This window comes from Streptomyces sp. NPDC030809 (genome assembly GCF_055572195.1).
On record NZ_JBVIDV010000012.1, the window covers coordinates 31,648 to 56,608 of the forward strand.

The following is a 24,961-nucleotide window of genomic DNA, read 5'->3' on the forward strand; positions in this document are numbered from 1 at the left end:
CACCCCCCCCCCCCCCCCCCCCCCACCCCCCCCCCCCCCCCCCCCCCCCCCCCCTCCTCCCCCCCTCCTCTCTCCCCCTCCCTCCCCCCCCCCTCCCCCCCCCGCGCCCTCAGGCGGTCGCCGAGCGGTACTTGCGGACCGCGAGGGTCCGGAAGACCGTGATGATCACCAGGGACCACAGCACCGACGCGAGCACCGGATGCTGCATGGGCCAGGCCGGGGAGTCGACCACCCCGGGATTCCCGAACAGCTCCCGGGCCGCCTGTACGGTCGCACTGAACGGGTTCCAGTCCGCCACGTGCCGCAGCCAGGGGGTCATCTGCCCGGTGTCCACGAACGCGTTCGACACGAAGGTCACCGGGAAGAGCCAGATCAGGCCGCCCGAGGTGGCCGCCTCGGGAGTCCGTACGGACAGCCCGATCAGCGCGCCGATCCAGGTGAACGCGTACCCGAGGAGCAGCAGCAGCGCGAAGGCGCCGATGACCTTGCCCGCGTTGGTGTGCGTGCGCCAGCCGACGAGCAGCGCCACCACGGCCAGGACGAGCAGGGTGAACGCGGTCTGCACGAGGTCCGCGAGGGTGCGGCCGGTGAGGACCGCCCCGCGGGCCATGGGCAGGGAGCGGAACCGGTCGATCAGGCCCTTGTGCATGTCGTCGGCGATGCCCGCGCCGGCCCCCGCCGTGGCGAAGGTGACGGTCTGGGCGAAGATGCCGGCCATCAGGAATTCCCGGTAGACCCCCGGGTCGGTGCTGTTTCCGACCTGCATCGAGCCGCCGAAGACGTAGCTGAAGAGAACGACGAACATCACCGGCTGGATCACGCCGAAAATGATCATCTCCGGGATGCGGGACATCCGGATCAGGTTCCGCTTCGCGATGACGAGGGAGTCGCCCACCGACTGGACCACGCCCCCGCGGGGCTTGGGGGCGGTGTGGCCCGCGTCGAAGGCGGAGGTCTGTGCGGTCACCGGCCGTCCTCCTTCCGGGCGGGGCGGCCCTGGTGCCCGCGAGGGGCCCGGCGGCCGCCGTCGGCGGACTGCCCGCCTCCGCCCCCGTTGTCCTCCTCCGTCAGTGCGGCCGCGTGGCCGGTGAGGGAGATGAACACGTCGTCGAGGGTGGGGCGGCGCAGCCCGATGTCGTCGATCTCGATCCCGCGGGCGTCCAGCTCGCGGATCACCTCGGCCAGCAGCTTGGCCCCGCCGGTGACCGGGACGGTCAGCTTGCGGGTGTGCTCCTCGACCGTGGTCTCGCCCTTGCCGAAGGCGGCGAGCACGGTGCGGGCGTCGCCGATGTGCTCGCGCTCGTGCACGACCACCTCCACCCGCTCCCCGCCCGTGCGCGCCTTCAGCTCGTCGGAGGTGCCGCGGGCGATGACCCTGCCGTGGTCCACCACGCAGATGTCGTGGGCCAGGTGGTCGGCCTCCTCCAGGTACTGGGTGGTGAGCAGCAGGGTGGTGCCGCCCGCGACCAGCTCCTGGATCACGTCCCACAGGGCCTGCCGGTTGCGCGGGTCCAGCCCGGTGGTCGGCTCGTCCATGAACATCACGGGCGGCCGTACGACGAGGGCCGCCGCCAGGTCGAGGCGGCGGCGCATGCCGCCGGAGTAGGTCTTGGCGGTGCGGTCGGCCGCGTCGGCGAGGTTGAAGCGCTCCAGCAGCTCCACCGCGCGGGACTTCGCCGCCTTCGCACTCATCTGGTAGAGCTGCCCGACCATCTGGAGGTTCTCGCGGCCGGTGAGGTACTCGTCCACGGCGGCGAACTGGCCGGACAGGCCGATGGAGCGGCGCACTTCGTTGGGGTGCTTGAGCACGTCGATGCCGGCGACGACGGCGCGGCCGCTGTCCGGCTGGAGGAGGGTGGTCAGCACCCGCACGGTCGTGGTCTTTCCCGCGCCGTTGGGGCCGAGCAGGCCCAGCACGGTGCCCTCGGGCACATCGAGGTCCACGCCGTCCAGTGCCCTCACCTCGCCGAAGGTCTTCACCAGGCCTTCGGCGTATATGGCGCCTGGCATAGGGGTTCTCCCAGCGTCAAATCGGCTGATACCTACGCAAATCCTAGGTGTGGAGCGGCCTGCCCGCCCGGGCGGCCGGGTGGGCAGGAGGCTGCACCGTAACGCGTTATGTCGCGTACGTCTGGCGTTTTGCCGATTTCGGTGCGCGGGCGGCAGGGGCGGTGCGGGCGGCCGGTGCGGTGCGGGCTGCGGGACCGCGCGGGCCCGTCAGCCGAGGACCCGGTAGCCCGCCGCGTGCAGCGCGCGGGCCACCGCCGTGCAGTGCTCCGGGCCCTTCGTCTCCAGGTGCAGCTCGACCTCCACCTCGGTCAGCCCGAGCCGCGGGTCGGTCCGTACGTGGCTCACGTCGAGCACGTTCGCGTCCACCCCCGACAGCACCCCCAGCAGCCCGGCCAGCGCCCCCGGCCGGTCCGGCACCCGCAGCCGGAGCGAGAGGTAGCGGCCCGCCGAGGCCATGCCGTGCCGGAGGATCCGCTGGAGCAGCAGCGGATCCACGTTCCCGCCGGACAGCACGGCCACCACCGGCCCGCCCCCGTACCGCTCCGGATCGCTCAGCAGCGCCGCCACCGTGCTGCACCCGGCCGGCTCCACCAGCAGCTTGGCCCGCTCCAGGCACAGCAGCAGCGCCGTGGACAGCGCCTCCTCCGACACCGTCCGCACGTCGTCCAGCAGCTCGCCGATGATCCGGAACGGCACGTCCCCGGGGCGGCCCACCCTGATCCCGTCGGCCATCGTGGCCGGATCGTCCACGGACACCGGGTGCCCGGCCGCCAGCGAGGGCGGATAGGCCGCCGCACCCGCCGCCTGCACCCCGATCACCCGCACGTCCGGCCGCAGCGCCTTGACCGCCACCGCGACCCCCGCCGCCAGTCCGCCGCCGCCGATCCCGACCAGGATCGTGCGCACCTCCGGGCACTGCTCCAGGATCTCCAGGCCGACCGTGCCCTGCCCCGCGATGATGTCGTGGTGGTCGAAGGGGTGGATGAAGACCGCCCCGGTGCGCTCCGCGTGCTCCTGCGCGGCCGCCAGGGTCTCGTCCACGACCTGCCCGTGCAGGACCACCTCGGCCCCGTAGTCGCGGGTGGCGGCCACCTTCGGCAGCGGGGCCCCGGCCGGCATGAACACGGTGGACCGCACCCCCAGCAGGGAGGAGGCCAGGGCCACCCCCTGGGCGTGGTTGCCGGCGCTGGCCGCCACCACCCCGGCCGCCCGCTGCACCGGGCTCAGCCCGGCGATGCGCACGTACGCCCCGCGCAGCTTGAAGGAGCCGGTCCGCTGGAGGTTCTCGCACTTCAGGTGCACCGGCGCGCCCACGAGCGAAGACAGGTGCCGGCTGCCCTCCATGGGGGTCACCCGGGCGACCCCGGACAGCATCTTCTGGGCCCCGCGGACGTCGTCCAGGATCACCGGGGCGATCGGGGCGGGCAGGCCGTAGCTCATGCCGCCAGTCTCCCAGCCGGACGCGGGCCCGGCGCGGGGGCTTGCGGGGCGCGGCGGGCAGGGCGCGAGGCAGGGTGCGGAGCAGGGCCGCTCGCGCACCCGCGGGCGGTACGACCGGGCTGCAACAGCCCCTGTCCGATTGCCCGTACCGGATTGTGCACGCGCCGTACGGGTCGCACCCGGGCGGCGTACTCTGTCCCCCATCCCTGTCGCCCTTGCATGAAGAGAGCCTCTGGCCATGCCCTCCTCCCCGGCCTACCCGGACGTCCCGGCCGACTCCGCAGCCGGTCTCCTCGACGCCCTCCAGCACCAGGTGGCGGTCTTCGCCCGCCGTGCCGAACAGACCCGGCTCGGCGGAGTCGGCCAGGCCCGCAACTCGATGGACCGCGCCGCGTACCTGCTGCTCAACCGGCTCGACCTGGAAGGCCCGATGGGGGTCAAGGCGCTCGCCGCCGGCATGGGCATCGACTCCTCGACCGTCACCCGGCAGGTCGCGCCGCTGGTGGACACCGGGCTGGTCAAGCGGACCTCGCACCCCGAGGACGGCCGGGCCGTGGTCCTCGCCCTCTCCCCGCGGGGGCTGGCCCGCCTGGAGGACGTACGCTCCTCGCGCCGCGAGCTCATGGCACAGGTGACCGAAGGGTGGACCGAAGAGGAGCGGGAGTCCTTCACCGCCCTCCTGACCCGTTTCAACGTCTCCCTCTCGGAGCGCATGGCGGCCGCGGGAACGGAATCCACGGACCCCTCGCAGCCCTCTTGACCAGGGCGGCCCCGCTGCCCCCTTATGGGAAGGGTGACGGCAGGGCCGCAAGGTCAAAGCGCTTACTGGGACCGGGAGTTCGAGGCGTTCGTCGCCGGAGCCGCCGGCCGGCTGCTGCATGCCGCCACCCTGCTGACGGCCGAGCCCGACGAGGCCAACCCGGCCGCCCGCGAACTCCTCGCGGGCGCCCTGGCCCGTACGTACGCGCACTGGGGGCGGCTGCGCGGGGACGACCCGTACAACCACGCCCGCCGCGAGCTGTGCACCGCCTTCGCCCGGCAGGCCTGGCGGCACCGCCGCGGCCGCGGCGGCATCCTCTCCCGGCTCACCCCGCGGCTGCGCCTGGTCCTCGTCCTGCGCTACTACGAGGGCCTCGCGGAGGAGCAGACCGGCGCCCTGCTGGGCCTGCCCCCCGAGCGCATCCGCGCCCTGGCCGGCCGCGCCGCGAACCTCACCCGGCGCCCGGCCGCCGGGGCCGGGGGCGGAGACGGCGGCCGGGCCGGAGCCGCGCCCGGAGCCCGGAACGGGGGCGGCGCGTGAGCGGCGGCAGCCACCGGGAGGCCGAGCTGCGCCGCCTCCTGGAAACCCCGCACCCGACGGTGCCGCCCGGACTGGCCGCCGGGGCCGCCGCGCGCGGCCTGCGCCTGCTGCGCCGCCGCCGGGCGCTGCACCGGGCCGGCTGGCTGCTCCTGATCGCGGCGGCCGCGGCCTTCGCGGTCTGGGCGGCCGCCGTCGAACCGTGGGTGGTGCCGCCGACGACGATTGCCCCGGGGTTCGAGGGGCCGTGACGGGCGCGCAGGGGGGCCGCAAGGGGCCGCGACCGGATGAGCCGCCGCCGCAGCCGCCCGAGCCGGCGGCCGGCCGTCAGCGGGACTGGCAGCCGACGAGCTCGACCGTCGTGGCGCGGGAGGTCGTCTTGAGGGTGACCATCTCGTCGATGCGCTTCGCAGCCTGGTCGAAGGGGAAGTCGGCGCGGCCGACGTCGCCGTGGTTCACGTCCTGGGCGTTGACCGTGCACACGCCCTTGGTGTCCGGAGTGTCCTTGCGGACCTCCAGGTGGATCTGCACCGCGGAGTCGGAGACCACGTCGAACTTGATCACCTCGCCGCTGACCGTCTGCCCGCCCACGTAGTCGTAGCCGATCCAGCCCACCACGGCGAGCAGTCCCACGCCCAGCACCGAGCCGACGATCTTGAGCTTGCGGTCGGCGCGCTCGTCCGCGGAGCGGCCGTAGCGGCCCTCGGGGAGGCTCTCGCGTACCGCGCTCATCGACCGATCCTTTCGCAGGGGCTCTTCTGTCGTGCGGACCCCGGGGCCCGCGGAATTTTTCGCCCCCCGGTTCGGTCACTATAGAAGCCGTCCACCCCGCACCGTCACGAGGGATCGAGTCTTGACTGAGCAGCTTCGACTGATGGCCGTGCACGCCCACCCCGACGACGAGTCGAGCAAGGGCGCGGCCACCATGGCCAAGTACGTGTCCGAGGGGGTGGACGTGCTGGTCGTCACCTGCACGGGTGGCGAGCGCGGCTCGGTCCTCAACCCCAAGCTCCAGGGCGACAAGTACATCGAGGAGAACATCCACGAGGTGCGCCGCAAGGAGATGGACGAGGCGCGCGAGATCCTCGGCGTCAAGCAGGAATGGCTGGGCTACGTGGACTCGGGCCTGCCCGAGGGCGACCCGCTGCCCCCGCTGCCCGAGGGCTGCTTCGCCCTGGAGGACGTGGACGAGGCCGCCGGGCGGCTCGTCGCCAAGATCCGCAGCTTCCGCCCGCACGTCATCACGACGTACGACGAGAACGGCGGCTACCCGCACCCCGACCACATCATGACCCACAAGATCACGATGGTGGCCTTCGACGGCGCGGCCGACACCGAGAAGTACCCCGAGGCCGAGTTCGGCCCCGCCTACCAGCCGCAGAAGGTCTACTACAACCAGGGCTTCAACAAGCCGCGCACCCTCGCCCTGCACAACGGGCTGCTGGAGCGCGGCCTGGAATCCCCGTACGGGGAGTGGATCGAGCGCTGGAAGGAGTTCCAGCGCAAGGAGCGGACCCTCACCACGTACGTGCCGTGCGGCGAGTTCTTCGAGATCCGCGACAAGGCGCTGATCGCCCACGCCACGCAGATCGACCCCGACGGCGGCTGGTTCCGCGTCCCGCTCGACCTCCAGCGGGAGATCTGGCCGACGGAGGAGTACGAGCTCGCGAAGTCCCTCGTGCCGACATCCCTCCCCGAGGACGACCTCTTCGCGGGCATCCGGGAGAATGCTTAGCCATGAGCGCTACGCACGCAGCACTGACCCAGCTCGTTCCGCTGGCCGACAGCTTCGACAAGAACAAGGTGACCCCGGGGATCCTGGGCTTCATCGTGTTCGCGGCGCTGGCCGTGGGGGTGTGGGCCCTGATGAAGTCCATGAACCGGCACATGGGGCGCGTCGACTTCGAGGAGGCCCCGGAACCGGGTGCCTCCGGCGGTCCCGCGGAACCCCGCGGCGCCTGACCCCCCAGGGGCTCCGCCCCCGGGGGGCGGAGCCCCGTCAGGGGGACACGCCCAGGATTTCGCGCGCGTGGCGGGACGGGGTCAGGCCCAGGGACCACGCCTGCCAGCCCGCCCCCGGGTCGACCCCCCGCCCGAGCGCCACCTCGTACGCCTCCAGGGCCGACGCCAGCGCCGGGTCCCGGACCGCGTGCGCCCCGCCCACGAGAACCGCCAGCTCCGCCCGCGCCGCCGCCACCCCCGCATCCGGATCCGCGTACGGCAGCAGCGTGCAGCGCAGGAAGCCCGCCCAGTCCAGCCCCCGCGCATCCCCGTACGAGCCGAACAGCACCTCCGCCTCGCCGCACAGCGCCAGCGCCTGCGCGATCCGCGCATTGCCCGCGTCCACGACCGCCAGCTCCAGGCAGCTCCACGCCTCCCCGTGCGCGAGCCCGATCCGCTGGAAGTCCGCCCGCGCGTCCGCCAGCAGCTGCCGGGCGAAGCCGGAGTTGCGCAGGCTGCCCGTCTGCGCGGCCCGCAGGTCCCGGCTGACCCGGCCCGAGTGGTGGCGGGCACAGGCCAGCCCGTACATGTCCCGCATCCGCGAGAACATCGTGCGGGCCCGTTCCAGCTCCCGCACCGCCTGGTCCCGGTCCCCCCGCTCCTCCAGCGCCTGCCCCAGGTAGTACCGCGTCCACGCCTCCCCGCGCGCGTCCTCCGCCTCCCGGTGCCGCGACAGCGCCTGCCGCAGCCCGTCCACCGCCGCCGCCGGGTCCCCGGCCACCAGTGCGACCCGGGCCAGCTCCGTCAGCGCCCACGCCTCCGCCCGCCCGTCCCGGGTCCGCCCCGCCAGGTCCAGCGCCCGCCGCAGTCCGGCCTCCGCCGCCGCGAGGTCCCCCCGGCGCACGTGCACCTGCCCCAGCTGGAACTGCGCCCAGCCCTGCCCGTGCAGCGACTCGCTCGCCTCGTGCAGGGTCAGCGACTGCTCCAGCAGGGCCCGCGCCTCCGCCGGCCGGCCCCGGTCCCGTTCCACCGCGCCCAGCGCGTGCAGGGTCCACGCCCGGTCCGCCGCCAGCTCCTCCCCGGCCTGCACCTCCAGCGCCTCCCGCAGCTTCGCCGCCGCCTCCGACAGCCGGCCCTGGTGGTGCAGGGTGATCCCCAGCGAGCACAGCGCCCGCGCCGCCCCCGCCTCGTGCTGCGCCTCGAAGTAGCGGTCCACCACCGAGGTCAGCGTCGTACGGGCCTTGTCGAGCTCGCCCAGCTGCCGCGCCGCGATACCGGTGCGCCACTGCACCGACCGCGTCAGCGAGTCCCCGGCGAGCCGGTCCGCCCCCTGCTCCGCGCCCGGGTCCACCTCCTGGATCAGCTCGTCGATCTCGCCCAGCCGGTACAGGTCCCCGCGCAGCAGGCAGTAGTCGCACAGCGCACCCAGCAGGTCCAGCACCGCCCGCTGGTCCACCCCGCGGGTGTGCCGCAGCGCCGCCGTGATGAAGCTCGACTCCTCGTCCAGCCAGGCCAGCGCCGCGTCCAGCGAGCCGAAGCCGTGGCCCTCGAACCGGTCCGCACGGGTCGAGGTCTTCCCGTCCACCATCCGGATCACGGTGTCCGCGAGCAGCGCGTACGTGCGCACCAGCCGGTTCTGCGCCGCCGCGATGTCCTCCGCGTCCTCCTCCGCCAGCAGCTTCGCGGCCGCGTACGAGCGCACCGAATCGTGCAGCCGGTACCGCTCCCCGCGCACGTGGTCCAGCAGACCGGCCCGGGCCAGCCCCGCCAGCAGCCGCCGGGTCTCCGCCTCCGGGCCCTCGGCCAGCGCGGCCGCCGCGGCCGCACCCACCGACACCCGGCCCGCGAGCGACAGCCGCCGCAGCAGCCGCCGCGCGGGCTCCTGGAGATGGGCGTACGCCAGGTCCAGCGCCCGCTCCGTCACGTCGAGGGAGCCCAGCCGCTCCGCGAGGTGCACCTCGAACCGGCGGGCCGTGTGCGTGCCCAGCAGCGGGCCCGTCAGCCGCAGCGCCAGCGGCAGACCCCCGGTGAACCGGAAGATCGCCGACAGCGCCTGCTCGTCGTACACCGAGGTCTGCGCCTCCTCGACCGCCGTCCGCAGCACCGCCTCCGCGTCCGCGGCCGCCAGCGGGGCCACCTCCAGGTGGTGGACCCACGCGGGCAGGTCCGCCGGCAGCTCCAGCCGCTCCCGGGCGGTCACCAGCACCAGGCTGTCGGAGCGCTCCGGCACCAGCAGCCGCACCTGCTCCGCGTCCACCGCATCGTCGAGGACCACCGTCACCGGCAGCCCGTGCAGGTGCCGGTGGTACAGCTCGGCCAGCCGCCGCACCTGCTGCACCGCCGAGGACCGGTCCCGGAACAGGAGCTGCTCGCGGGGCGCGCCCAGCCGGTTCAGCAGGTGCAGCAGCGCGTCCCGGGTGGGCAGCGGGCGCTCCCCGCTCAGCGAGCCGCCGCGCAGGTCCACCACGCAGGCGCCCCGGTACTGGTCGCGCACCTCGCGGGCGGCCCGCACCGCCAGGGAGGTGCGGCCCGCGCCGGGCTCCCCGTAGAGGACCACGACCACCGGCCGGGTCTCGGTCCCGGCCCGGGCGGCCTGCACCCACTGCGAGATCCGCGCCAGCTCGGTCCGCCGGCCCAGGAACGGCCCGTCCGGCTCCGGCAGTTGACCGAAGGACCGGTCGAGCGCGGTCCGCCGGCGGGCCGCCGCACTGCGGTCCGCCCCGCGCAGCTGCGGCCCGCCCCCGGCGGCGGGCCGCCCCCGCTCCCCGCGCACCGCCGACCCGGCGGCGGCCGCCGCCACCGCCCGCTGCCGGTCCAGGAAGGGCCGGATCCCGCGCACCTCCAGGGCGGTCAGCCACTGGAGCCGCAACTGCTCGGCGCCCCCGGGCCGCCCCAGCTCCCCGGCCCGCCGGTGCGCGGCCGGCCAGTGCGAGGCCGTCACCTTCAGCACGGTCGCGGCCGCCCCGGCCACCGCGACCACCGCCCCGGCCCCGAACGCCGGACCCGCGGCCAGCCCCAGCGCCAGGTCCGCCCCCACCGCCGAGACCGCGGCGACGGCCGTGGCGAGCACGGCGGTCGAGGCGTTGCCCCGCCGGAACGCCTCGCCGAGGGTCTGCTCGGAGGCCGCGGCCGCGTCCAGCGCCCTGGTCCACGCCTCGTACTCCGCCGCGGCCGTCCCGGCCATGGCCCCGAGCTCCTGCCGGCCCCGCGCCAGCAGCGCCGCCTGCTCCACCCGCCCCCCGGACCTGCGCACTTCCTCCTCGACCGCCCGCACGAGCAACTGCTCGGCCTCACCCCGGTGCACGTCCCGCATCAGCCACCCCCTCCACCACCGGCCCGCCAGGAGCCGCCCGTCCCCGTAGGACTACCCCTCCGCCCACCCAAACCTGCTGAGACGCCGGGGAGTTGAGCGAATTCAGAGCTTTCCCACTGCCGCGGCGGCCTTCGCTCAGGCGTTCGGGTCCGGGCGCGGCCGGGTCCCGGCGCGGCGGGCCGGGACACGGGGGACGCGCAGACGGCGTACGGCCGCGGGCTGCGGGCGGCCAGCGCATAGATTGGCGCCATGCCGAATCGCCTCGCCGACGAGACCTCCCCGTACCTGCTCCAGCACGCCGAGAACCCGGTCGACTGGTGGCCCTGGGCGCCGCAGGCGTTCGCGGAGGCCCGGGAGCGGGGCGTACCCGTGCTCCTGAGCGTCGGCTACTCCAGCTGCCACTGGTGCCACGTCATGGCCCACGAGTCCTTCGAGGACGCGGTGACGGCCGCCTACATGAACGAGCACTTCGTCAACATCAAGGTGGACCGCGAGGAGCGGCCCGACGTGGACGCGGTCTACATGGAGGCCGTGCAGGCGGCGACCGGCCAGGGCGGCTGGCCCATGACGGTCTTCATGACCCCCGACGCGGAGCCCTTCTACTTCGGCACCTACTTCCCGCCCGAGCAGCGGCACGGGATGCCCTCCTTCATGCAGGTGCTGGAAGGCGTGCACAGCGCGTGGACCGGCCGCCCCGACGAGGTGGCCGAAGTGGCCGGCCGGATCGTCCGGGACCTGTCCGGGCGGCAGCTCGACTACGGCAGGGCGCAGGTGCCCGGGCCGGAGGAGCTCGCGCAGGCCCTGCTGGGGCTGACCCGCGACTACGACGCCGTGCACGGCGGGTTCGGCGGGGCGCCCAAGTTCCCGCCGTCCATGGCCGTCGAGTTCCTGTTGCGCCACCACGCCCGCACCGGCTCCGAAGGGGCCCTCCAGATGGCCTCCGACACCTGCGAGGCGATGGCCCGCGGCGGGATCTACGACCAGCTCGGCGGGGGTTTCGCCCGCTACGCGGTGGACCGTTCGTGGACGGTTCCGCACTTCGAGAAGATGCTCTACGACAACGCCCTGCTGTGCCGGGTGTACGCACACCTGTGGCGGGCCACCGGGTCGGATCTGGCGCGGCGGGTGGCGCTGGAGACGGCCGACTTCATGGTGCGGGAGCTGCGGACCGGGGAGGGCGGGTTCGCCTCGGCGCTCGACGCGGACAGCGAGGACCGGGAGAGCGGGAAGCACGAGGAGGGCGCGTACTACGCGTGGACGCCCGCGCAGCTGCGGGAGGTGCTCGGGGAGGCCGACGGGGAGCTGGCCGCCGGGTACTTCGGGGTGACCGAGGAGGGCACCTTCGAGCACGGGAAGTCGGTGCTCCGGCTGCCGCAGGACGGCCCGGTGGTCGGGGCCGAGCAGCTGGCCTCGATCCGGGAGCGGCTGCTCGCGGCCCGCGCGGAGCGCCCGGCGCCCGGGCGGGACGACAAGGTGGTGGCCGCCTGGAACGGGCTGGCGATCGCCGCGCTGGCCGAGACCGGGGCCTTCTTCGACCGGCCCGACCTGGTGGAGCGCGCCACCGAGGCCGCGGACCTGCTGGTACGGGTGCACTTCGACGCGTCGGCCGGGCGGGCGAGGCTGGCCCGGACCAGCCGGGACGGCCGGGCCGGGGCGAACGCGGGGGTGCTGGAGGACTACGCGGACGTGGCGGAGGGCTTCCTCGCGCTGGCCGCGGTGACGGGGGAGGGGGTGTGGCTGGAGTTCGCGGGCTTCCTGGCGGACCTGATCCTGGACCGGTTCACGGCCGAGGACGGCACCCTCTACGACACCGCGCACGACGCCGAGCAGCTGATCCGCCGCCCGCAGGACCCGACCGACAACGCGGCGCCCTCGGGCTGGACGGCTGCGGCCGGGGCGCTGCTGTCGTACGCGGCGCACACCGGATCGGAGGCGCACCGCACGGCGGCCGAGCGGGCGCTCGGGGTGGTGCACGCCCTGGGGCCGCGCGCGCCGCGGTTCGTCGGCTGGGGGCTGGCGGTGGCGGAGGCGCTGCTCGACGGGCCGCGGGAGGTGGCGGTCGTGGGGCACCCGGAGGACCCGGCGACGGCCGCCCTGCACCGGACGGCGCTGCTGGGTTCGGCGCCGGGGGCCGTGGTGGCCGTGGGTGCGCCGGCCCAGCCGGGTGCGCGGGAGGCGGAGTTCCCGCTGCTGGCCGACCGCGCCCTGGTGGGGGACCGGCCGGCGGCGTACGTGTGCCGGCACTTCACGTGTGAGCGGCCCACGACGGACCCGGCGGAGCTGGCGGGGCAGCTGGGGCCGGCCCGTTCCTGAGCGGGGGGCCGGAACCCGGCCGCGGCCCGTTCCCGGCGCGGGAGGGGCGGGGCCGGATTCCGGCCACCGTCGCCCCGCCTCACGCGTGCGTGTAGGCCACCAGGGAGATGCCCACGTAGTGGGTGACGAAGGCCGCGAGGGTCAGCGAGTGGAAGACCTCGTGGAAGCCGAAGAAGCGCGGGGAGGGGTTCGGGCGCTTGAGCCCGTAGATGACCCCTCCCGCGCTGTAGAGCAGGCCGCCGACGACCACCAGGACGAGGACCGCGATCCCGCCGGTGCGCATGAAGTCGGGCAGGAAGAACACCGCGGCCCAGCCCATGGCGATGTAGCAGGGCGTGTAGAGCCAGCGCGGGGCACCGACCCAGAAGACGCGGAAGGCGATCCCGGCCGCGGCCGCGATCCACACCGCCCACAGGAGGGTCCGTCCGGTGGAGGGCGGGAGGAGGAGCACCGTCAGCGGGGTATAGGTGCCCGCGATGATCAGGAAGATGTTGGCGTGGTCGAGCCGCCGGAGGACGGCCTCGCCGCGCGGCCCCCAGGTCCCCCGGTGGTAGATCGCGCTCACTCCGAAGAGGAGGCAGGCCGTCAGGATGTACACCCCGCACGCCACCCGGGCCCGCGTGGAGTCGGTGAACGCCAGGAGTACCAGCCCTGCGACCAGCACCGCGGGGAACATGCCGGCATGCAGCCAGCCGCGCATCACCGGCTTGACGGGGGCAAGTGAAGTCATGGCCCACATGCTACCTACGGGTCCGTAGGTTTCAGTCCTGCGCCCCGATAGTGCGCTTTACGGAAGATTGACGGAAGTGGCGATGCTCACGTGAGAGGCCCTCTGGACATATGCGCACACGCACCGGATGATCAGATGAGTGCGGTCGGCACCGGATGAGCGGAGCGCGAAGCGTCCGGGTCGCAGCCCCCACGGGGCATACACCAAACGAATCCCTCAACAAGGAGCAATCGTGGCGCGCGACAACGCGGCTCCCACTTCCGTCCCGACGAACCACACGGAGCTCGTCTCCTGGGTGGAGGAAATCGCAGCCCTGACCGAGCCCGACCGGATCGTCTGGTGCGACGGTTCCGAAGCCGAGTACGAGCGCCTGTGCGAGGAGCTCGTCGAGAAGGGCACGTTCAAGAAGCTCGACCCCGTCAAGCGCCCGAACTCGTACTACGCCGCCTCCGACCCGACCGACGTCGCGCGCGTCGAGGACCGGACCTTCATCTGCTCCGAGAAGGAAGAGGACGCGGGCCCGACCAACCACTGGAAGGCCCCGGCGGAGATGAAGGACGTCTTCGCCGGCGAGAAGGGCATCTTCCGCGGCTCCATGAAGGGCCGCACGATGTACGTCGTGCCCTTCTGCATGGGCCCCCTCGGCTCCGAGCTCTCCGCCATCGGCGTCGAGATCACGGACTCCGCCTACGTCGCCGTCGCGATGCGCACCATGACCCGCATGGGACAGCCGGTCCTGGACGAGCTCGGCACCGACGGCTTCTTCGTCAAGGCCGTGCACACCCTCGGCGCTCCGCTCGCCGAGGGCGAGGCCGACGTGCCGTGGCCCTGCAACACCACCAAGTACATCTCGCACTTCCCGGAGACCCGCGAGATCTGGTCGTACGGCTCGGGCTACGGCGGCAACGCCCTGCTCGGCAAGAAGTGCTACGCCCTGCGCATCGCGTCCGTCATGGCCCGCGACGAGGGCTGGCTGGCCGAGCACATGCTCATCCTGAAGCTCACCCCGCCGCAGGGCGAGGCCCGCTACGTCGCCGCCGCCTTCCCGTCGGCCTGCGGCAAGACGAACCTGGCCATGCTGGAGCCCACGATCCCCGGCTGGACCGTCGAGACCATCGGCGACGACATCGCCTGGATGCGCTTCGGCGAGGACGGCCGCCTCTACGCGATCAACCCCGAGGCCGGCTTCTTCGGCGTCGCGCCCGGCACCGGCGAGCACACCAACGCCAACGCCATGAAGACGATGTACGCGAACACCGTCTTCACCAACGTCGCGCTCACCCCCGACGGCGGCGACGTCTGGTGGGAGGGCATGACCGAGGAGGCGCCCGCCCACCTGATCGACTGGAAGGGCAACGCCTGGACCCCGGAGTCCGGCACTCCGGCCGCCCACCCCAACGCCCGCTTCGCCGTCCCGGCCTCGCAGTGCCCGACGATCGCCCCCGAGTGGGAGGACCCCAAGGGCGTCCCGATCTCCGCGATCCTCTTCGGCGGCCGCCGCGCCTCCGCCGTCCCGCTGGTCACCGAGTCCTTCGACTGGAACCACGGCGTCTTCATCGGCTCGAACATCGCCTCCGAGAAGACCGCCGCCGCCGAGGGCAAGGTCGGCGAGCTGCGCCGCGACCCCTTCGCCATGCTGCCGTTCTGCGGCTACAACATGGGCGACTACATGGCCCACTGGGTGAAGGTCGCCGCCGACAAGGACCAGGCGAAGCTTCCGAAGATCTACTACGTGAACTGGTTCCGCAAGAACGACGCGGGCAAGTTCGTGTGGCCGGGCTTCGGCGAGAACAGCCGCGTCCTGAAGTGGATCGTCGGGCGCCTCGACGGCACCGCCGAGGGCGTCGAGACCCCCATCGGCGTCCTGCCGACCAAGGCGGCCCTCGACCTCGACGGCCTCGACATCTCCGACGCCGACCTGGACTTCCTCCTCACGGTCGACAAGGAGGTCTGGCGCGAGGAGGCCGCCCTGGTCCCCGAGCACCTCAACACCTACGGCGACCACACGCCGAAGGAGCTGTGGGACCAGTACCACGCGCTCGTCGAGCGCCTGGGCTGATCCGCCCCGCCCCGTCACACCGGGGCGACCGAGAACGTGGGAGCCCCCGACCAAGCGGCGCCCACCGCGATGGGAATCCCCGACCAAGGCATTCCCGCCGCAGCACACCGCCCGTCTGACCGGTCCTGTCCGGCCGGCTCAGGAGCGTCCGCGCTCCTCCAGATAGGCCGTGTGCGTCTGCTGACGGCGGGCCTCCCTGTCCAGGAGGTCCGCCGTCAGGCGTTCCGCCTCGTCGAAGAGCACCGCAAGCTGCCGCTCCAGGTGCTGCTCCGGCGATCCGGCGCCCGGCTGCAGCCGGTCCCACCAGCGGGCCCGGCGGTACGCGTCCACGCACTCCGGCAGGTCCCGGCGCACCGCCCGCGCCAGGACGTGCACCGTCTCCGGGTCGGTGGCCAGCGCCTCCTCCATCCGTCCCCCGCCTTCGGCGGGCAGGCCCCGGCCCGGGTCGAGCAGCGCCTCGTACCGGGCGAGCAGCTCCGCCAGCCGCCCGGCCGCCGCGGGCGGCAGCTCCGCCCCGTCCAGGTAGCCGCGCAGCGCCGCGAAGTCCGCGCGCAGCGGCCCGAACTCCTCGGCCGGGTCGAAGACCGGCACCGGCGGCCGGTCCGGCGGGGCCAGCAGGGCCCCCGCCGCGTACAGCCCGGCGACCACCGCCGGCCAGTACGCGCCCGCGAGGCCGGTGAAGGTCAGGACCAGCCCGGCCAGGCCGAAGGCGCTGCCGGTCAGGTTCTTGCGGGACTCCAGCCAGGCCGCGACCCGGCCGCCGGATCTCCTACTGGTAGCCACGGATCTCCTCGAAGGCACTGTCCAGCGAGCCGTCCCCGCCGGTCGCGTCGAACACCCGGCCGCCGGTCAGCTCGGTGATGTGGGCGAGCTCCGCCCGGTCCGAGTCCCCGAACAGCACCGCGAACACCGGGGTGTTGCGCTGCGCCGCGGGCAGCTCCCGGTAGAAGCGGTCGAAGTCCGAGGCCGGGGCCCCCTCGCTGTTCTCCCCGTCCGTCATCAGCACGACCGAGGTGAACGCGTCCCCCGGATGCCGGCCCAGGTACTCGTAGGCCGCCTCCAGGCTGCTGTAGACGGCCGTCCCGCCCTCGGGGCGCAGCGCGGCCACGTCCTCGGCGATGTCCTCCAGGGCGGTGTCGATCATCGTCGGGTACACGGTGTGGGAGCTGATGGACTTCACCTCCGAGCCGAACGCCAGCAGGGTCACCTCCTCCCGGTCCCGGAACCGCTTGCCGACCGGTGCACCGCCGGTCCCGGTCAGCCGGGTGAGCGCCGACTTCAGCCGGCCGATGCGGTTCCCGTCCGCCATCGACCCGGAGGTGTCGAGCACGTACACGGTCCGCGAGGGCCGCCGCCACTCGTTCTCGAACGAGGCGAGGAGCCCGTCGGCGACCGAGCGGGAGCCGGGGAAGGGCAGTTCGCGCCGCTTGTCCGCGGCCAGCCCCGCTGCCGGGGCGACCCCGGAGACCACCGGCCGCCGGAAGGTCTGCGCGGTGATCGTCCGCTGCACCGCGGGGCTGCGCAGGTACGCGGTCAGTGCCCGGCCCGACTCGCGGGCGCCCGCGGGGGCCGAGGAGAGCAGGGTGAACGGGTAGTCGGCGGTCAGCACCCCGTCGCGGGGCCGGATCACGGTCAGGCGGTCCGCGGCGCCGGAACGGTTCATCGAGGTCAGCACGGACTCGTAGTTGACCAGCGCGTCCACCGTGCCGCGCCGCCGGTAGGTCTCGGCCAGCCAGCCGGACGAACCCGAGGTCAGCTGCTGGCCGTTGAAGAACTCCTTCAGCCGCGGCCGGACCGCCTTGACGTCGGCGTCCGTCAGCGCCGCCTGCGCCCCCGACAGCCCGGAGGCCACCGAGACCAGGGCCGAGAAGCCCGAGTTGGAGCGCACCGGATCGGTCATCCCGTACGTCAGCCTTCCCGAGGCGACGGCGGCGTGGACGGCCCGCCAGGTCACCTCGGCGGGCTTCCAGCCCAGCCGGGCCACCGCCTCGGGCTTCACGCCGAGCGCGACCGGGGAGGACATCACCGGGGTCTGCGAGCCCAGCCGGCCGGCCGCCCCGGGCCGCAGCCGCAGGTAGTCGTTGGAGGACAGCCAGACCGCGTCGTAGCGGCCGTCGGCCTTCCCGGAGGCCACGAGCTCGGCGGCGTCGAGGGTGCCCATGGGGACCAGCTCCACCGTGACCCCGGTCGCCTTGCGGGCGGCCGCCAGCACGTCCTCCATGTCCTCCAGCTCGCTGGAGGCCAGTACCCGCAGGGTGCCGTCCTTGTAGACGCTCTCCTCCGGGCCTTGCCCGCCCGCGCAGGCCGCGGCGCCGGTCAGCACCGCCATCGCCATGACCAGGGCGGCCGCCCGGTGGCCCGCGTACCGCCGGTTCACGCGCCACCGCCTTCCACCGCGCCCGCGGTACGGGTCCGCGCCAGGTGCGCGGACGCCGCCTGCAGTTCGCCGGTCAGCGCCTCGACGGTGGCCGCCATGTTCTCGGTGGCCTGCACCTTGTACGTGTCGATCGCGTCCAGCGTCTTGTAGATCTGGCCGAACGCGGCCCGCAGCGTCTCCGCACCGACCGCCGGGTCGGCCGCGATCCGCTGGATCTCACCGCTCTGCGAGCCGATCATCTCGGCGTTGCCGCGGATCAGGTCCTCGGTGGTGCTGCGCAGGGTGTCCACCTGCGCGATCACCTTGCGCTGGCTGTCCAGGGCGGAGGCGAGCATGACGGCGATCCGCAGCGCCGACACGGTCGTCGTCGCCGCCCGTTCCACGCCCTTGACCAGCTCGTCGTTGTTCCGGCGCACGACGTCCATGGCCAGGTAGCCCTGGGCGCACACGGCCAGCTGGGTCAGCAGGTCCTGGTGCTTCTGCCGGACCGGGAACAGCACGTCCGCCCGCAGGGCGTCGGCCTGTGCCGGATCGACCGGCTCGGTCTCGGCGATCCGCTGCGCGACGGCCCCGTCCAAGGCCTCGGTGAGGACCGCGTACTCCTGCAGCCTGCCCATGGTCTCCCAGAGCCGGGTGCGTTCGGTGTGCAGGGCCGCGTTGTCGCGGCGCAGTTCGTCCTGGCCGCTGCGCAGGGCGCCGACGATCCGGTTGAGGGCGGCCTGCGAGGAGGCGTACTTGGCGACGTGGTCGCGGAACCTGTTCCCGCCGGGCAGCTTCGACAGGAGCCGGCCCACACCCTTGCCGGGGCGGTCGCGCGGGTCGAGGTCCTCGACGGTGCGGCGCAGTTCGACGAGGGAGCCGGCCACGCGGGCCTGGGCGTCGCCGCCCCCCTGCGCGCCCAGGGACCGCACGGCCCGGTCGAGCATGCGGTTGGACTGCTGGGCGGCGGTGCGGATCTCCCCGGTGCCCAGTGCGGTGATCTCGCCGATGCGGGCGGCGAACTCGGGGGAGCGGGCGTCGAGTCCGGCGAGCCCGCCGACGTACTCGCCGGCCCGGCGGGCCATCTCCTCGTGCACCCCGTCCTGGAGCGGCACCAGTCCGGCGGCCTGCTCCTTGCGGACGGCGGGGACGGGCTCGGGGGCGGTGAGCACGAGGGGCGGGTCCTCGGGCGGGGTGAGCGGGATGGAGGTCATGGCGTGTCCCTGCCCTTCAGTTCGTCCCCGTGGCCCGGCGGGCGAGTGCCTGCAGGACGGGGAGGGTCGGCGCGGACACCTGGCGGATGCCGGCCAGCTGCCGGTTGAGGTAGGCGGTGTGCCGCGCGGTGGCGGCGGTGAACTCGGCCGGTGCGCCCTGCGGGCGAAAGCCGTGCCGGACGGCCAGTTCGCGCAGTCTCCGGTCGCTGCTGAGCAGGGTGCCGAGGGTGCGGGCGTCCTCGCCGAGCGGGACCAGGGTGTGGTCGCTGTTGACGGTGGTGTCGGGGTAGAGGACGACCAGGTCCCCGGGGTCCTGGTGCTGGAGCAGCAGGGCGGCGACCTGGGACTCGTAGACGAGGATCAGCGGGTCTCCGGCGCCGCTGATGAAGTCCCGGAAGGGTTCGTCGGTGCTCGTCGCCAGCGCCCCCTGTACGGCGTACAGCTTGCGCAGGAGCGGGGCGGTGGCCCGGATGCCCCGGTCGTCGGAGACGGCCTTGCTGCCGTTGGCGACGTGGGAGGCGGCGGCGAGCCAGAGGGCGCCGGAGTTGGAGGTGTTCGGGTCGGTGGTCTTCACGAAGACGGTGCCGGCCAGTTCGGCGTGCCCGGCCGCGCCCTTGAGCTGCTGCCAGGTGCGGTCCTCGGCCGCCGCCTTGAGGTAGGCGGCCATCTTCAGGGTGCCGGTGTGCGCGCCGGTCAGCTCCGCCAGCCCGTTTGCGGCGAGCACCCCGGCGGCGGCGCCGCGGGTGACGACGACGAGCGGGGAGTAGAACGGGCGGGCGGCCGGAGCCCCCTTGAGCCCCGCCTTGGCGAGGATCCGGCGGGCCGGCTCGCCGCTGCCCGGGAAGGCGAAGTCGTAGTCCTTCAAGGGCAGTTGGTCCATGGCCCAGGAGCCGGACGTATCGGTCTCCACGGTGTAGCCCTTGTCGGCCAGGGCCTTCACCACGTCGGGGTCCGTGAAGAACTCGCTCTTCTCCGAACCGATGATTCCGCGCACGGTCTTCGTTGCCGTGCGGTCTGAGCCCTGACCTCCGCGACCCGTGACGAGGGCGACGGCCACGCCGCCGATCAGCACGATCGCCAGGGCGATTCCCAGGATGCGTCTCACGGGGGCAGCGTGCTCGCGGAAACCCACATTCCAGGCGGGGTCGGGTGAACGGCAGGTGACGAAGCGGTCCCCGTTCGGCAGCCCCGCGGTGTCGGCGGCGGGCGCCCGGCCGCCGCTTCCGCGCCCGCCGGACGGGGCCGGTCCGCGGCCCCCGGGTGTCGGGCGCCGGTGGCTGGGAATGATCGGGCCATGTCGTACGGCAGACCCGGTGCTCGTCCGGGCGAATGGCGCGGGTGGCAGGTGGCCCTCGTGCTGGTGGCGGCGCTGCTGGTGTTCGCCCCGTTCATGCTCTATTCGTGGGCGGCCATCGGGCCGCGGCCGCAGCGTGGGGCGGCGGAGGCGGCGGAGGCGGCGCAGGCGCGCGAGGCCGCCGGGCCGCCCTCGCGGGACGTGGCGCTGACCCGCTGCCGGGTGGATCCGGCCACCCGCCGGGTGGCGGCGGAGATAGCGGTGACGGCGGTCGCGGCGCGCCGGGGCACGTACCGGGTGACGGTGGACTTCCGGCGGGCCGAGCAGGCGCCGGGGGAGGGCGCGAAGGCCCTGGCCCTGGTGGACCTGCGGGGGGCGGCGACGGGCGCGGTGCGCAGCGGGCAGGCCCTCGGGCCGGTGTGGCCGCGCGGGGTGGTTCCGTACTGCGGGGTGTACGAAGTGGTGCTCTCGCCGGAGCCGTGACGGCCGGAGCGGCGTGCGCGCCCTGCGACCGGGGCGACCGGGTCGGGCGTGACGGCCGGGCCGGCGGGCAGTGGCTCCCGGTCCGAGGCCTCCGCGGCCCCGGACCGGGGCCGTCAGAAGGCCGCGGGCAGGTTCAGCGCGGCGGTGTGGGCGTCCATGCGCTCGGCGGCGAGGATCGCGGCCGAGGTGTCGGCGCGCGAGGCCGCGACGAGCAGGGCGCGGGCGGCCGTGTCGTGGGCACGGCGGTGCAGGGCGGCGGCGTTCTCCCGGCGGTGGCCGGCGTGCCGGGCCGGCGGGGCGCCGCGCAGGCGCGCGACCTGCCGGGCGATCGCCTCGGCGGGCTCGGCGAGGCCCAGCTCGTCGGTGAGGGCGAGGAGCGCGGACAGGTGCCCGGCCAGCTGGATGTCCAGCTCCTCCCCGCGGCTGCGGTGCGGGAAGTCGGGGGCCGGGTGACCGGCGCGGCCGGGGACGCCATGGCCCGGCTTGGTGCGGGTCGGTTCGTACATGATGGCCTCCTGGCAGGGTCAGGAGGCCATCCTACATTGGATCGGTTCTAAAGTAGAGATGAGTCCAGTATTCGTACGCCTGTACCGGCGGGCGGCGGATCGGGAGGCGGGTCGGGCGGCAGGCCGGGGCGGGTCCGGGCGTCGCGGGGCGGGGGTTGCGGGGCCCGGCTACGGCTGCCCGTACCCGTCGAGGAACTCGCCGATCCGGGTCACGGCGTCGGCCAGGTCCGTCGCGTTGGGCAGGGTCACGATGCGGAAGTGGTCGGGCTCGGGCCAGTTGAAGCCGGTGCCGTGCACCACCATGATCTTCTCGGCCCGCAGCAGGTCCAGGACCATCTGCCGGTCGTCCTTGATCTTGTAGACGGCCGGGTCCAGCTTCGGGAACAGGTACAGGGCGCCCTTCGGCTTCACGCAGGTGATGCCCGGGATCTGCGTCAGCAGGTCGTACGCCGTGTCCCGCTGCTCCAGCAGCCGGCCCTGCGGCAGGACCAGGTCCTCGATGGACTGCCGACCGCCGAGGGCGGTGGCCACCGCGTGCTGGGCGGGCATGTTCGCGCACAGGCGCATGTTCGCGAGGATCGTCAGGCCCTCGATGTACGAGGCGGCGTGCTGCTTGGGGCCGCAGACGGCCATCCAGCCGGAGCGGTAGCCGGCCACCCGGTAGTTCTTCGAGAGCCCGTTGAAGGTCAGGCAGAGCAGGTCGGGGGCGATCGCGGCGGTGGTCGTGTGCGTCGCGCCGTCGTAGAGGATCCGGTCGTAGATCTCGTCCGAGCAGACGATCAGGTTGTGGCGGCGCGCGATGTCCGTGAGCCCGCGCAGCATCTCGTCGTCGTAGACGGCGCCGGTGGGGTTGTTCGGGTTGATGATCACGAGCGCGCGGGTGCGGTCGGTGATCTTGCGCTCGATGTCCGCGAGGTCCGGCATCCAGTCGGACTGCTCGTCGCAGCGGTAGTGCACCGCGGTGCCGCCGGCCAGGCTGACGGAGGCCGTCCACAGCGGGTAGTCCGGGGCCGGGACCAGCACCTCGTCGCCGTCGTCCAGCAGGGCCTGCATGGACATCTGGATCAGCTCGGAGACTCCGTTGCCGAGGTAGATGTCCTCGACGTCCAGCTCGACGCCCTTGGTCTGGTAGTGCTGCATGATCGCGCGGCGCGCGGAGAGCAGCCCCTTCGCGTCCCCGTACCCGTGGGCGTTGCCCAGGTTGCGGAGCATGTCCTCGAGGATCTCGGGCGGGCACTCGAAACCGAATGCCGCGGGGTTGCCCGTGTTCAGCTTGAGGATGCGATGACCTGCCGCTTCGAGCCGCATGGCCTCTTCGAGTACCGGGCCGCGGATTTCGTAGCAGACATTGGCGAGCTTCGTTGACTGGATCACCTGCATGACGGGAGCTTACGGGCCCGCGACTCGGCCCGCGCTGGAATTCGGACCGCGCGGTGCTCGCGGCAACCCCGGCGAATTGTCCTGTTTCGCGCAACCGCCGGGTGCGGGGCTCCTCCCCCCTTGGAAACGGAAGCCCACGCCCTCCGCGGCCTGCGGATTGCGCACCCCGCCCCGCGCGCCCACGCGCCGGTGTTGCCCTCGTCACCTTCCCCGGGGGCGGGTCCTCCGGGGGGCGGGTGCCGCCGGGCCGGGGCGGACGGACGGGGGTTGCGTCCGCGCCGGCCCGGGGCTCGGAAGCAGGGTCAGGCGGCCGGGACGCGCCCGCAGACCGAGTCGATCAGGGTGCGGCCGTGGCGGACCAGGCTGTCGCGCAGCAGCTCGCGGCCGCCGCCCGGGACGGCCGGGGGCTCGGTCATGAGGCGGCGCTGCTGCTCCACCACGAAGGGCCAGCTGGCGATGGCGATCAGGGAGAAGAGCAGGTGGGCGGCCTCCGCGGGGGAGCCGATGCCCAGGGCGTCGCTGAACGCCGTGCTCTTGTGCTCGTAGTACGCCTGGCGCTCCTCGCGGCCGGGGAAGTCCTTGGCCCCGTAGTGCAGCCCCTCCCAGGCCAGCAGCCGGACCAGGTCGCTGTTGCGGGAGTGGTAGTCGAACACCGCGCCGACGTAGTCGTGCATCCCCTCGATGGTGTCGGGGACGGGCACTTCGCGGCCCAGCTCCACGTAGGTGTCGCTGATGACCGCCGCGAAGAGGCCCTCCTTGTTGCCGAAGTAGGCGTAGATGCGCTGCTTGTTGACGCCGGACTTCTCCGCGATGCGGTCGACGCGCGCGCCCGCGATGCCGTGTTCGGCGAACTCCGCGCGCGCGGTGTCGATCAGCTTCTGGCGCGTGATCTGTGACTTCTGGATGGACATGACCCAAGGATCCCGCACTCCGGGCGAGCGAGCAACCATCTAGTTGGTTTCGAGGTGACATAAAACCAACTAGATGGTTGCGCAGCCTCCCGCCCCGGCCTACCTTGATCCATGTCCGCCGACGCACCAACTGTCCGGGAGTGAGCATGACTGCGTCCATCGCACCGATTCAGACGGTATTCCTCGTGGGTGACCGGTTTGCCGGATTCGCTGTACAGGAAGACGTCAGCACCGTCACCCAGTTCCTCGCGGACCTCCAGACGGGGGCCTACGAGCCGGCCGGGGAGCCCGTGCTCGTCCAGGCCGCCCAGGGCGTCACCGCCTTCGAATGGGACCTGGTCTGCGAGCAGATCAGGCGCCACGGCCTCGACTCCCGGCTCCGCCCGCACCTGCCCGGCGCCGTCCTCGCCGGCCGCGGCGAGGTCCACAAGTGCCTGGAGGCCAACGCCCTGATCGCCGACCTCCACCAGGTCGACGAGGCCTTCTTCCGGGCCACGCTCCGCGTCCACAACGACAACGAGCTGCTGCTCGACCACCAGACCGGCCAGCACATCCAGGGCATGGTGGCCATCGAGGCCGCCCGCCAGATGTTCCTCGCCGTCAGCGAGCGCTACTTCGCCAGCCGGCACCCCGAGCGGAACTACTACTTCGTGATCGAGTCCATGAACACGGACTTCGAGAACTTCCTCTTCCCGCTCGACGCCACCATCGAGTACCGCATCCTCGACCAGCACATCGAGGACCCCGCGCGGCTCTCCTTCGCCGTCGAGATCGGCCTGGTCCAGGCCGGCCGCCGGGCCTCCCTCACCCGCGTCGCCTTCACCGCCTTCGACTCCTCGGTCATCAAGGCCAAGGAGGGCAAGCGGGCCCGGTACGCCGTCCAGCAGCTGGCCCGGCGCACCGACGGCGGAGCCCGCACCGGGCAGGACCTCGTCGGTGTCTGACCTGCCGCCGCACCACCGCCCCGCCCGGGCCGCCTTCTTCGACGTCGACGAGACCCTGATCTCCGTCAAGAGCATGTTCCGCTTCCTCTCCTTCTACCTGGCCGAACGCGGGGAGGGTCCGGCCGTGTACGAGAGGCTCAGCGGGGAACTCCACGCCATGTCCGCCATGGGCGCCGCCCGCGAGGACGTCAACCGCGCCTACTACCGCTTCTACGCGGGGGAGTCCGCGGAGAAGCTGACCCGGCTCGGCCGGGCCTGGGCCGCCCGCGAGGAGGAGTCCGACACCTTCTGGATCCGCCCCGCGGTCGCCGCCCACACCGCACACCGCCGCAGCGGGACGCCCACCGTCCTGCTCTCCGGCTCCTTCTCGGCCTGCCTCGACCCGCTCGCCGAACGGCTGGGCGCGAGCGAGGCCCGCGGCTCCGAACCCCTCGTCCGCGGGGGCCTGCTCACCGGCGAGATCCACGAGCCGATGATCGGCGCCGGCAAGGCGCGCGCCGCCCGGGCCTACCTCGCCCGGCACGGCCTGCCCGCCGCGGACTGCATCGCGTACGGGGACCACGCCAGCGACCTGCCGCTGCTCGAATCCGTCGGGCACGGGGTGGTCGTCGGCGAGGACCCGCACATGGCCGACACCGCCGCCCGGCGCGGCTGGCAGCGGCTGGCCACCGCCCCGCTCGCCACCGCGTCCTGAGCCCCGCGTCCCGAGCCCCGAGTCCTGGCGACACCTGCCGCACGGCACCCGGCCGGGGCACGGCACCGGCCCGGCG

The 24,961-nt window shown here is 73.6% G+C and carries 23 protein-coding genes; 10 read left to right on the forward strand and 13 right to left on the reverse strand.

Annotated features, from left to right (window positions below):
• Positions 1–109 precede the first annotated feature (109 nt).
• The 3 genes from ACZ407_RS17480 to ilvA form a co-directional block, all read right to left on the reverse strand.
• Positions 110–967 (reverse strand): ABC transporter permease, encoded by an 858-nt coding sequence (locus ACZ407_RS17480; RefSeq protein ID WP_468128973.1) that lies wholly within the window; start codon positions 965–967, stop codon positions 110–112.
• Positions 964–2,010 (reverse strand): ATP-binding cassette domain-containing protein, encoded by a 1,047-nt coding sequence (locus ACZ407_RS17485; protein WP_468128974.1) that lies wholly within the window; start codon positions 2,008–2,010, stop codon positions 964–966. Before ACZ407_RS17485 ends, ACZ407_RS17480 begins: the two co-directional genes overlap by 4 nt.
• Positions 2,011–2,217: 207 nt before the next feature.
• Entirely contained in the window at positions 2,218–3,450 is a 1,233-nt protein-coding gene (ilvA, locus tag ACZ407_RS17490; RefSeq protein ID WP_468128976.1) for a threonine ammonia-lyase, read from the reverse strand.
• 238 nt (positions 3,451–3,688) lie between these two features.
• Here ilvA and ACZ407_RS17495 point away from each other — a divergent pair, with 238 nt between their 5' ends.
• Genes ACZ407_RS17495 through ACZ407_RS17505 form a run of 3 tightly spaced genes read left to right on the forward strand, consistent with a single transcriptional unit; the run spans position 3,689 to position 4,998 of the window.
• A complete protein-coding gene (locus ACZ407_RS17495) occupies positions 3,689–4,210 on the forward strand; it encodes a MarR family winged helix-turn-helix transcriptional regulator (protein ID WP_468128978.1) in 522 nt (173 codons plus the stop codon).
• A 33-nt stretch (positions 4,211–4,243) separates the two neighbouring features.
• The gene (locus ACZ407_RS17500; RefSeq protein WP_468128980.1) at positions 4,244–4,750 is read left to right on the forward strand and encodes a sigma factor-like helix-turn-helix DNA-binding protein; all 507 of its coding nucleotides are present in this window, start codon (positions 4,244–4,246) and stop codon (positions 4,748–4,750) included.
• Positions 4,747–4,998 carry a hypothetical protein gene (locus ACZ407_RS17505; RefSeq protein WP_468128982.1) on the forward strand — a complete coding sequence of 84 codons (252 nt, stop codon included), beginning with the start codon at positions 4,747–4,749 and terminating at the stop codon, positions 4,996–4,998. Before ACZ407_RS17500 ends, ACZ407_RS17505 begins: the two co-directional genes overlap by 4 nt.
• A 76-nt stretch (positions 4,999–5,074) precedes the next feature.
• On the opposite strand, the gene ACZ407_RS17510 is transcribed toward ACZ407_RS17505, so the two are convergent.
• Positions 5,075–5,479: a DUF4307 domain-containing protein gene (locus ACZ407_RS17510; RefSeq protein WP_468128984.1), complete on the reverse strand. Its 405-nt coding sequence runs from the start codon at positions 5,477–5,479 to the stop codon at positions 5,075–5,077.
• 121 nt (positions 5,480–5,600) lie between these two features.
• Here ACZ407_RS17510 and mca point away from each other — a divergent pair, with 121 nt between their 5' ends.
• Both mca and ACZ407_RS17520 read left to right on the forward strand, forming a co-directional pair.
• Positions 5,601–6,482 (forward strand): mycothiol conjugate amidase Mca, encoded by an 882-nt coding sequence (gene mca, locus ACZ407_RS17515; protein WP_468128986.1) that lies wholly within the window; start codon positions 5,601–5,603, stop codon positions 6,480–6,482.
• Between the two features lie 2 nt (positions 6,483–6,484).
• Entirely contained in the window at positions 6,485–6,709 is a 225-nt protein-coding gene (locus ACZ407_RS17520) for a hypothetical protein (protein ID WP_468128988.1), read from the forward strand.
• 37 nt (positions 6,710–6,746) lie between these two features.
• On the opposite strand, the gene ACZ407_RS17525 is transcribed toward ACZ407_RS17520, so the two are convergent.
• The gene (locus tag ACZ407_RS17525) at positions 6,747–10,001 is read right to left on the reverse strand and encodes a tetratricopeptide repeat protein (protein WP_468128990.1); all 3,255 of its coding nucleotides are present in this window, start codon (positions 9,999–10,001) and stop codon (positions 6,747–6,749) included.
• A gap of 249 nt (positions 10,002–10,250) precedes the next feature.
• On the opposite strand from ACZ407_RS17525, the gene ACZ407_RS17530 reads away from it, so the two are divergent.
• The gene (locus tag ACZ407_RS17530) at positions 10,251–12,314 is read left to right on the forward strand and encodes a thioredoxin domain-containing protein (protein ID WP_468128992.1); all 2,064 of its coding nucleotides are present in this window, start codon (positions 10,251–10,253) and stop codon (positions 12,312–12,314) included.
• Positions 12,315–12,393: 79 nt separating this feature from the next.
• Here ACZ407_RS17530 and trhA read toward each other — a convergent pair whose 3' ends face one another.
• Positions 12,394–13,053 (reverse strand): PAQR family membrane homeostasis protein TrhA, encoded by a 660-nt coding sequence (gene trhA, locus ACZ407_RS17535; RefSeq protein WP_468128994.1) that lies wholly within the window; start codon positions 13,051–13,053, stop codon positions 12,394–12,396.
• A gap of 223 nt (positions 13,054–13,276) precedes the next feature.
• On the opposite strand from trhA, the gene ACZ407_RS17540 reads away from it, so the two are divergent.
• Entirely contained in the window at positions 13,277–15,103 is a 1,827-nt protein-coding gene (locus ACZ407_RS17540; protein ID WP_468128996.1) for a phosphoenolpyruvate carboxykinase (GTP), read from the forward strand.
• A 138-nt stretch (positions 15,104–15,241) separates the two neighbouring features.
• Here the strand turns inward: ACZ407_RS17540 and ACZ407_RS17545 are convergent, their stop codons facing one another.
• The 4 genes from ACZ407_RS17545 to ACZ407_RS17560 are packed head-to-tail and all read right to left on the reverse strand — an operon-like array spanning position 15,242 to position 19,778.
• On the reverse strand, positions 15,242–15,886 hold the full coding sequence (locus ACZ407_RS17545; RefSeq protein ID WP_468128998.1) for a hypothetical protein: 645 nt from the start codon (positions 15,884–15,886) through the stop codon (positions 15,242–15,244).
• Positions 15,873–17,438, reverse strand: coding sequence for a substrate-binding and vWA domain-containing protein (locus ACZ407_RS17550; RefSeq protein WP_468129337.1), 1,566 nt, complete (start codon positions 17,436–17,438; stop codon positions 15,873–15,875). The genes ACZ407_RS17545 and ACZ407_RS17550 overlap by 14 nt, the downstream gene beginning before the upstream one ends.
• A gap of 38 nt (positions 17,439–17,476) precedes the next feature.
• The gene (locus ACZ407_RS17555; protein WP_468129000.1) at positions 17,477–18,673 is read right to left on the reverse strand and encodes a toxic anion resistance protein; all 1,197 of its coding nucleotides are present in this window, start codon (positions 18,671–18,673) and stop codon (positions 17,477–17,479) included.
• A gap of 16 nt (positions 18,674–18,689) precedes the next feature.
• Positions 18,690–19,778 carry a substrate-binding domain-containing protein gene (locus ACZ407_RS17560; protein WP_468129002.1) on the reverse strand — a complete coding sequence of 363 codons (1,089 nt, stop codon included), beginning with the start codon at positions 19,776–19,778 and terminating at the stop codon, positions 18,690–18,692.
• Between the two features lie 189 nt (positions 19,779–19,967).
• Here ACZ407_RS17560 and ACZ407_RS17565 point away from each other — a divergent pair, with 189 nt between their 5' ends.
• Complete coding sequence (locus tag ACZ407_RS17565) at positions 19,968–20,450, forward strand: hypothetical protein (RefSeq protein WP_468129004.1); 483 nt, start codon at positions 19,968–19,970, stop codon at positions 20,448–20,450.
• Positions 20,451–20,563: 113 nt separating this feature from the next.
• Here the strand turns inward: ACZ407_RS17565 and ACZ407_RS17570 are convergent, their stop codons facing one another.
• The 3 genes from ACZ407_RS17570 to ACZ407_RS17580 all read right to left on the reverse strand — a co-directional run bounded on the left by ACZ407_RS17570 (position 20,564) and on the right by ACZ407_RS17580 (position 23,247).
• A complete protein-coding gene (locus ACZ407_RS17570) occupies positions 20,564–20,956 on the reverse strand; it encodes an SCO4983 family protein (RefSeq protein WP_468129006.1) in 393 nt (130 codons plus the stop codon).
• A 168-nt stretch (positions 20,957–21,124) separates the two neighbouring features.
• The gene (locus ACZ407_RS17575) at positions 21,125–22,336 is read right to left on the reverse strand and encodes a pyridoxal phosphate-dependent aminotransferase (protein ID WP_468129008.1); all 1,212 of its coding nucleotides are present in this window, start codon (positions 22,334–22,336) and stop codon (positions 21,125–21,127) included.
• Positions 22,337–22,638: 302 nt separating this feature from the next.
• On the reverse strand, positions 22,639–23,247 hold the full coding sequence (locus ACZ407_RS17580) for a TetR/AcrR family transcriptional regulator (protein ID WP_468129010.1): 609 nt from the start codon (positions 23,245–23,247) through the stop codon (positions 22,639–22,641).
• A gap of 185 nt (positions 23,248–23,432) precedes the next feature.
• Between ACZ407_RS17580 and ACZ407_RS17585 the strand changes: the two genes are divergently transcribed.
• Positions 23,433–24,191 (forward strand): AfsA-related hotdog domain-containing protein, encoded by a 759-nt coding sequence (locus ACZ407_RS17585; protein WP_468129012.1) that lies wholly within the window; start codon positions 23,433–23,435, stop codon positions 24,189–24,191.
• On the forward strand, positions 24,184–24,885 hold the full coding sequence (locus ACZ407_RS17590; RefSeq protein WP_468129014.1) for an HAD family hydrolase: 702 nt from the start codon (positions 24,184–24,186) through the stop codon (positions 24,883–24,885). Before ACZ407_RS17585 ends, ACZ407_RS17590 begins: the two co-directional genes overlap by 8 nt.
• Positions 24,886–24,961: the final 76 nt, after the last annotated feature.

Excerpts from the sequence above, each read along its gene's own strand:
- ACZ407_RS17485 (WP_468128974.1), bottom strand. The coding sequence starts at position 2,010 with ATGCCAGGCGCCATATACGCCGAAGGCCTGGTGAAGACCTTCGGCGAG.
- ilvA (WP_468128976.1), bottom strand. The coding sequence starts at position 3,450 with ATGAGCTACGGCCTGCCCGCCCCGATCGCCCCGGTGATCCTGGACGAC.
- ACZ407_RS17495 (WP_468128978.1), top strand. The coding sequence starts at position 3,689 with ATGCCCTCCTCCCCGGCCTACCCGGACGTCCCGGCCGACTCCGCAGCC.
- ACZ407_RS17510 (WP_468128984.1), bottom strand. The coding sequence starts at position 5,479 with ATGAGCGCGGTACGCGAGAGCCTCCCCGAGGGCCGCTACGGCCGCTCC.
- ACZ407_RS17520 (WP_468128988.1), top strand. The coding sequence starts at position 6,485 with ATGAGCGCTACGCACGCAGCACTGACCCAGCTCGTTCCGCTGGCCGAC.
- ACZ407_RS17525 (WP_468128990.1), bottom strand. The coding sequence starts at position 10,001 with ATGCGGGACGTGCACCGGGGTGAGGCCGAGCAGTTGCTCGTGCGGGCG.
- ACZ407_RS17530 (WP_468128992.1), top strand. The coding sequence starts at position 10,251 with ATGCCGAATCGCCTCGCCGACGAGACCTCCCCGTACCTGCTCCAGCAC.
- trhA (WP_468128994.1), bottom strand. The coding sequence starts at position 13,053 with ATGTGGGCCATGACTTCACTTGCCCCCGTCAAGCCGGTGATGCGCGGC.
- ACZ407_RS17550 (WP_468129337.1), bottom strand. The coding sequence starts at position 17,438 with ATGGCGATGGCGGTGCTGACCGGCGCCGCGGCCTGCGCGGGCGGGCAA.
- ACZ407_RS17555 (WP_468129000.1), bottom strand. The coding sequence starts at position 18,673 with ATGACCTCCATCCCGCTCACCCCGCCCGAGGACCCGCCCCTCGTGCTC.
- ACZ407_RS17565 (WP_468129004.1), top strand. The coding sequence starts at position 19,968 with ATGTCGTACGGCAGACCCGGTGCTCGTCCGGGCGAATGGCGCGGGTGG.
- ACZ407_RS17570 (WP_468129006.1), bottom strand. The coding sequence starts at position 20,956 with ATGTACGAACCGACCCGCACCAAGCCGGGCCATGGCGTCCCCGGCCGC.
- ACZ407_RS17575 (WP_468129008.1), bottom strand. The coding sequence starts at position 22,336 with ATGCAGGTGATCCAGTCAACGAAGCTCGCCAATGTCTGCTACGAAATC.
- ACZ407_RS17580 (WP_468129010.1), bottom strand. The coding sequence starts at position 23,247 with ATGTCCATCCAGAAGTCACAGATCACGCGCCAGAAGCTGATCGACACC.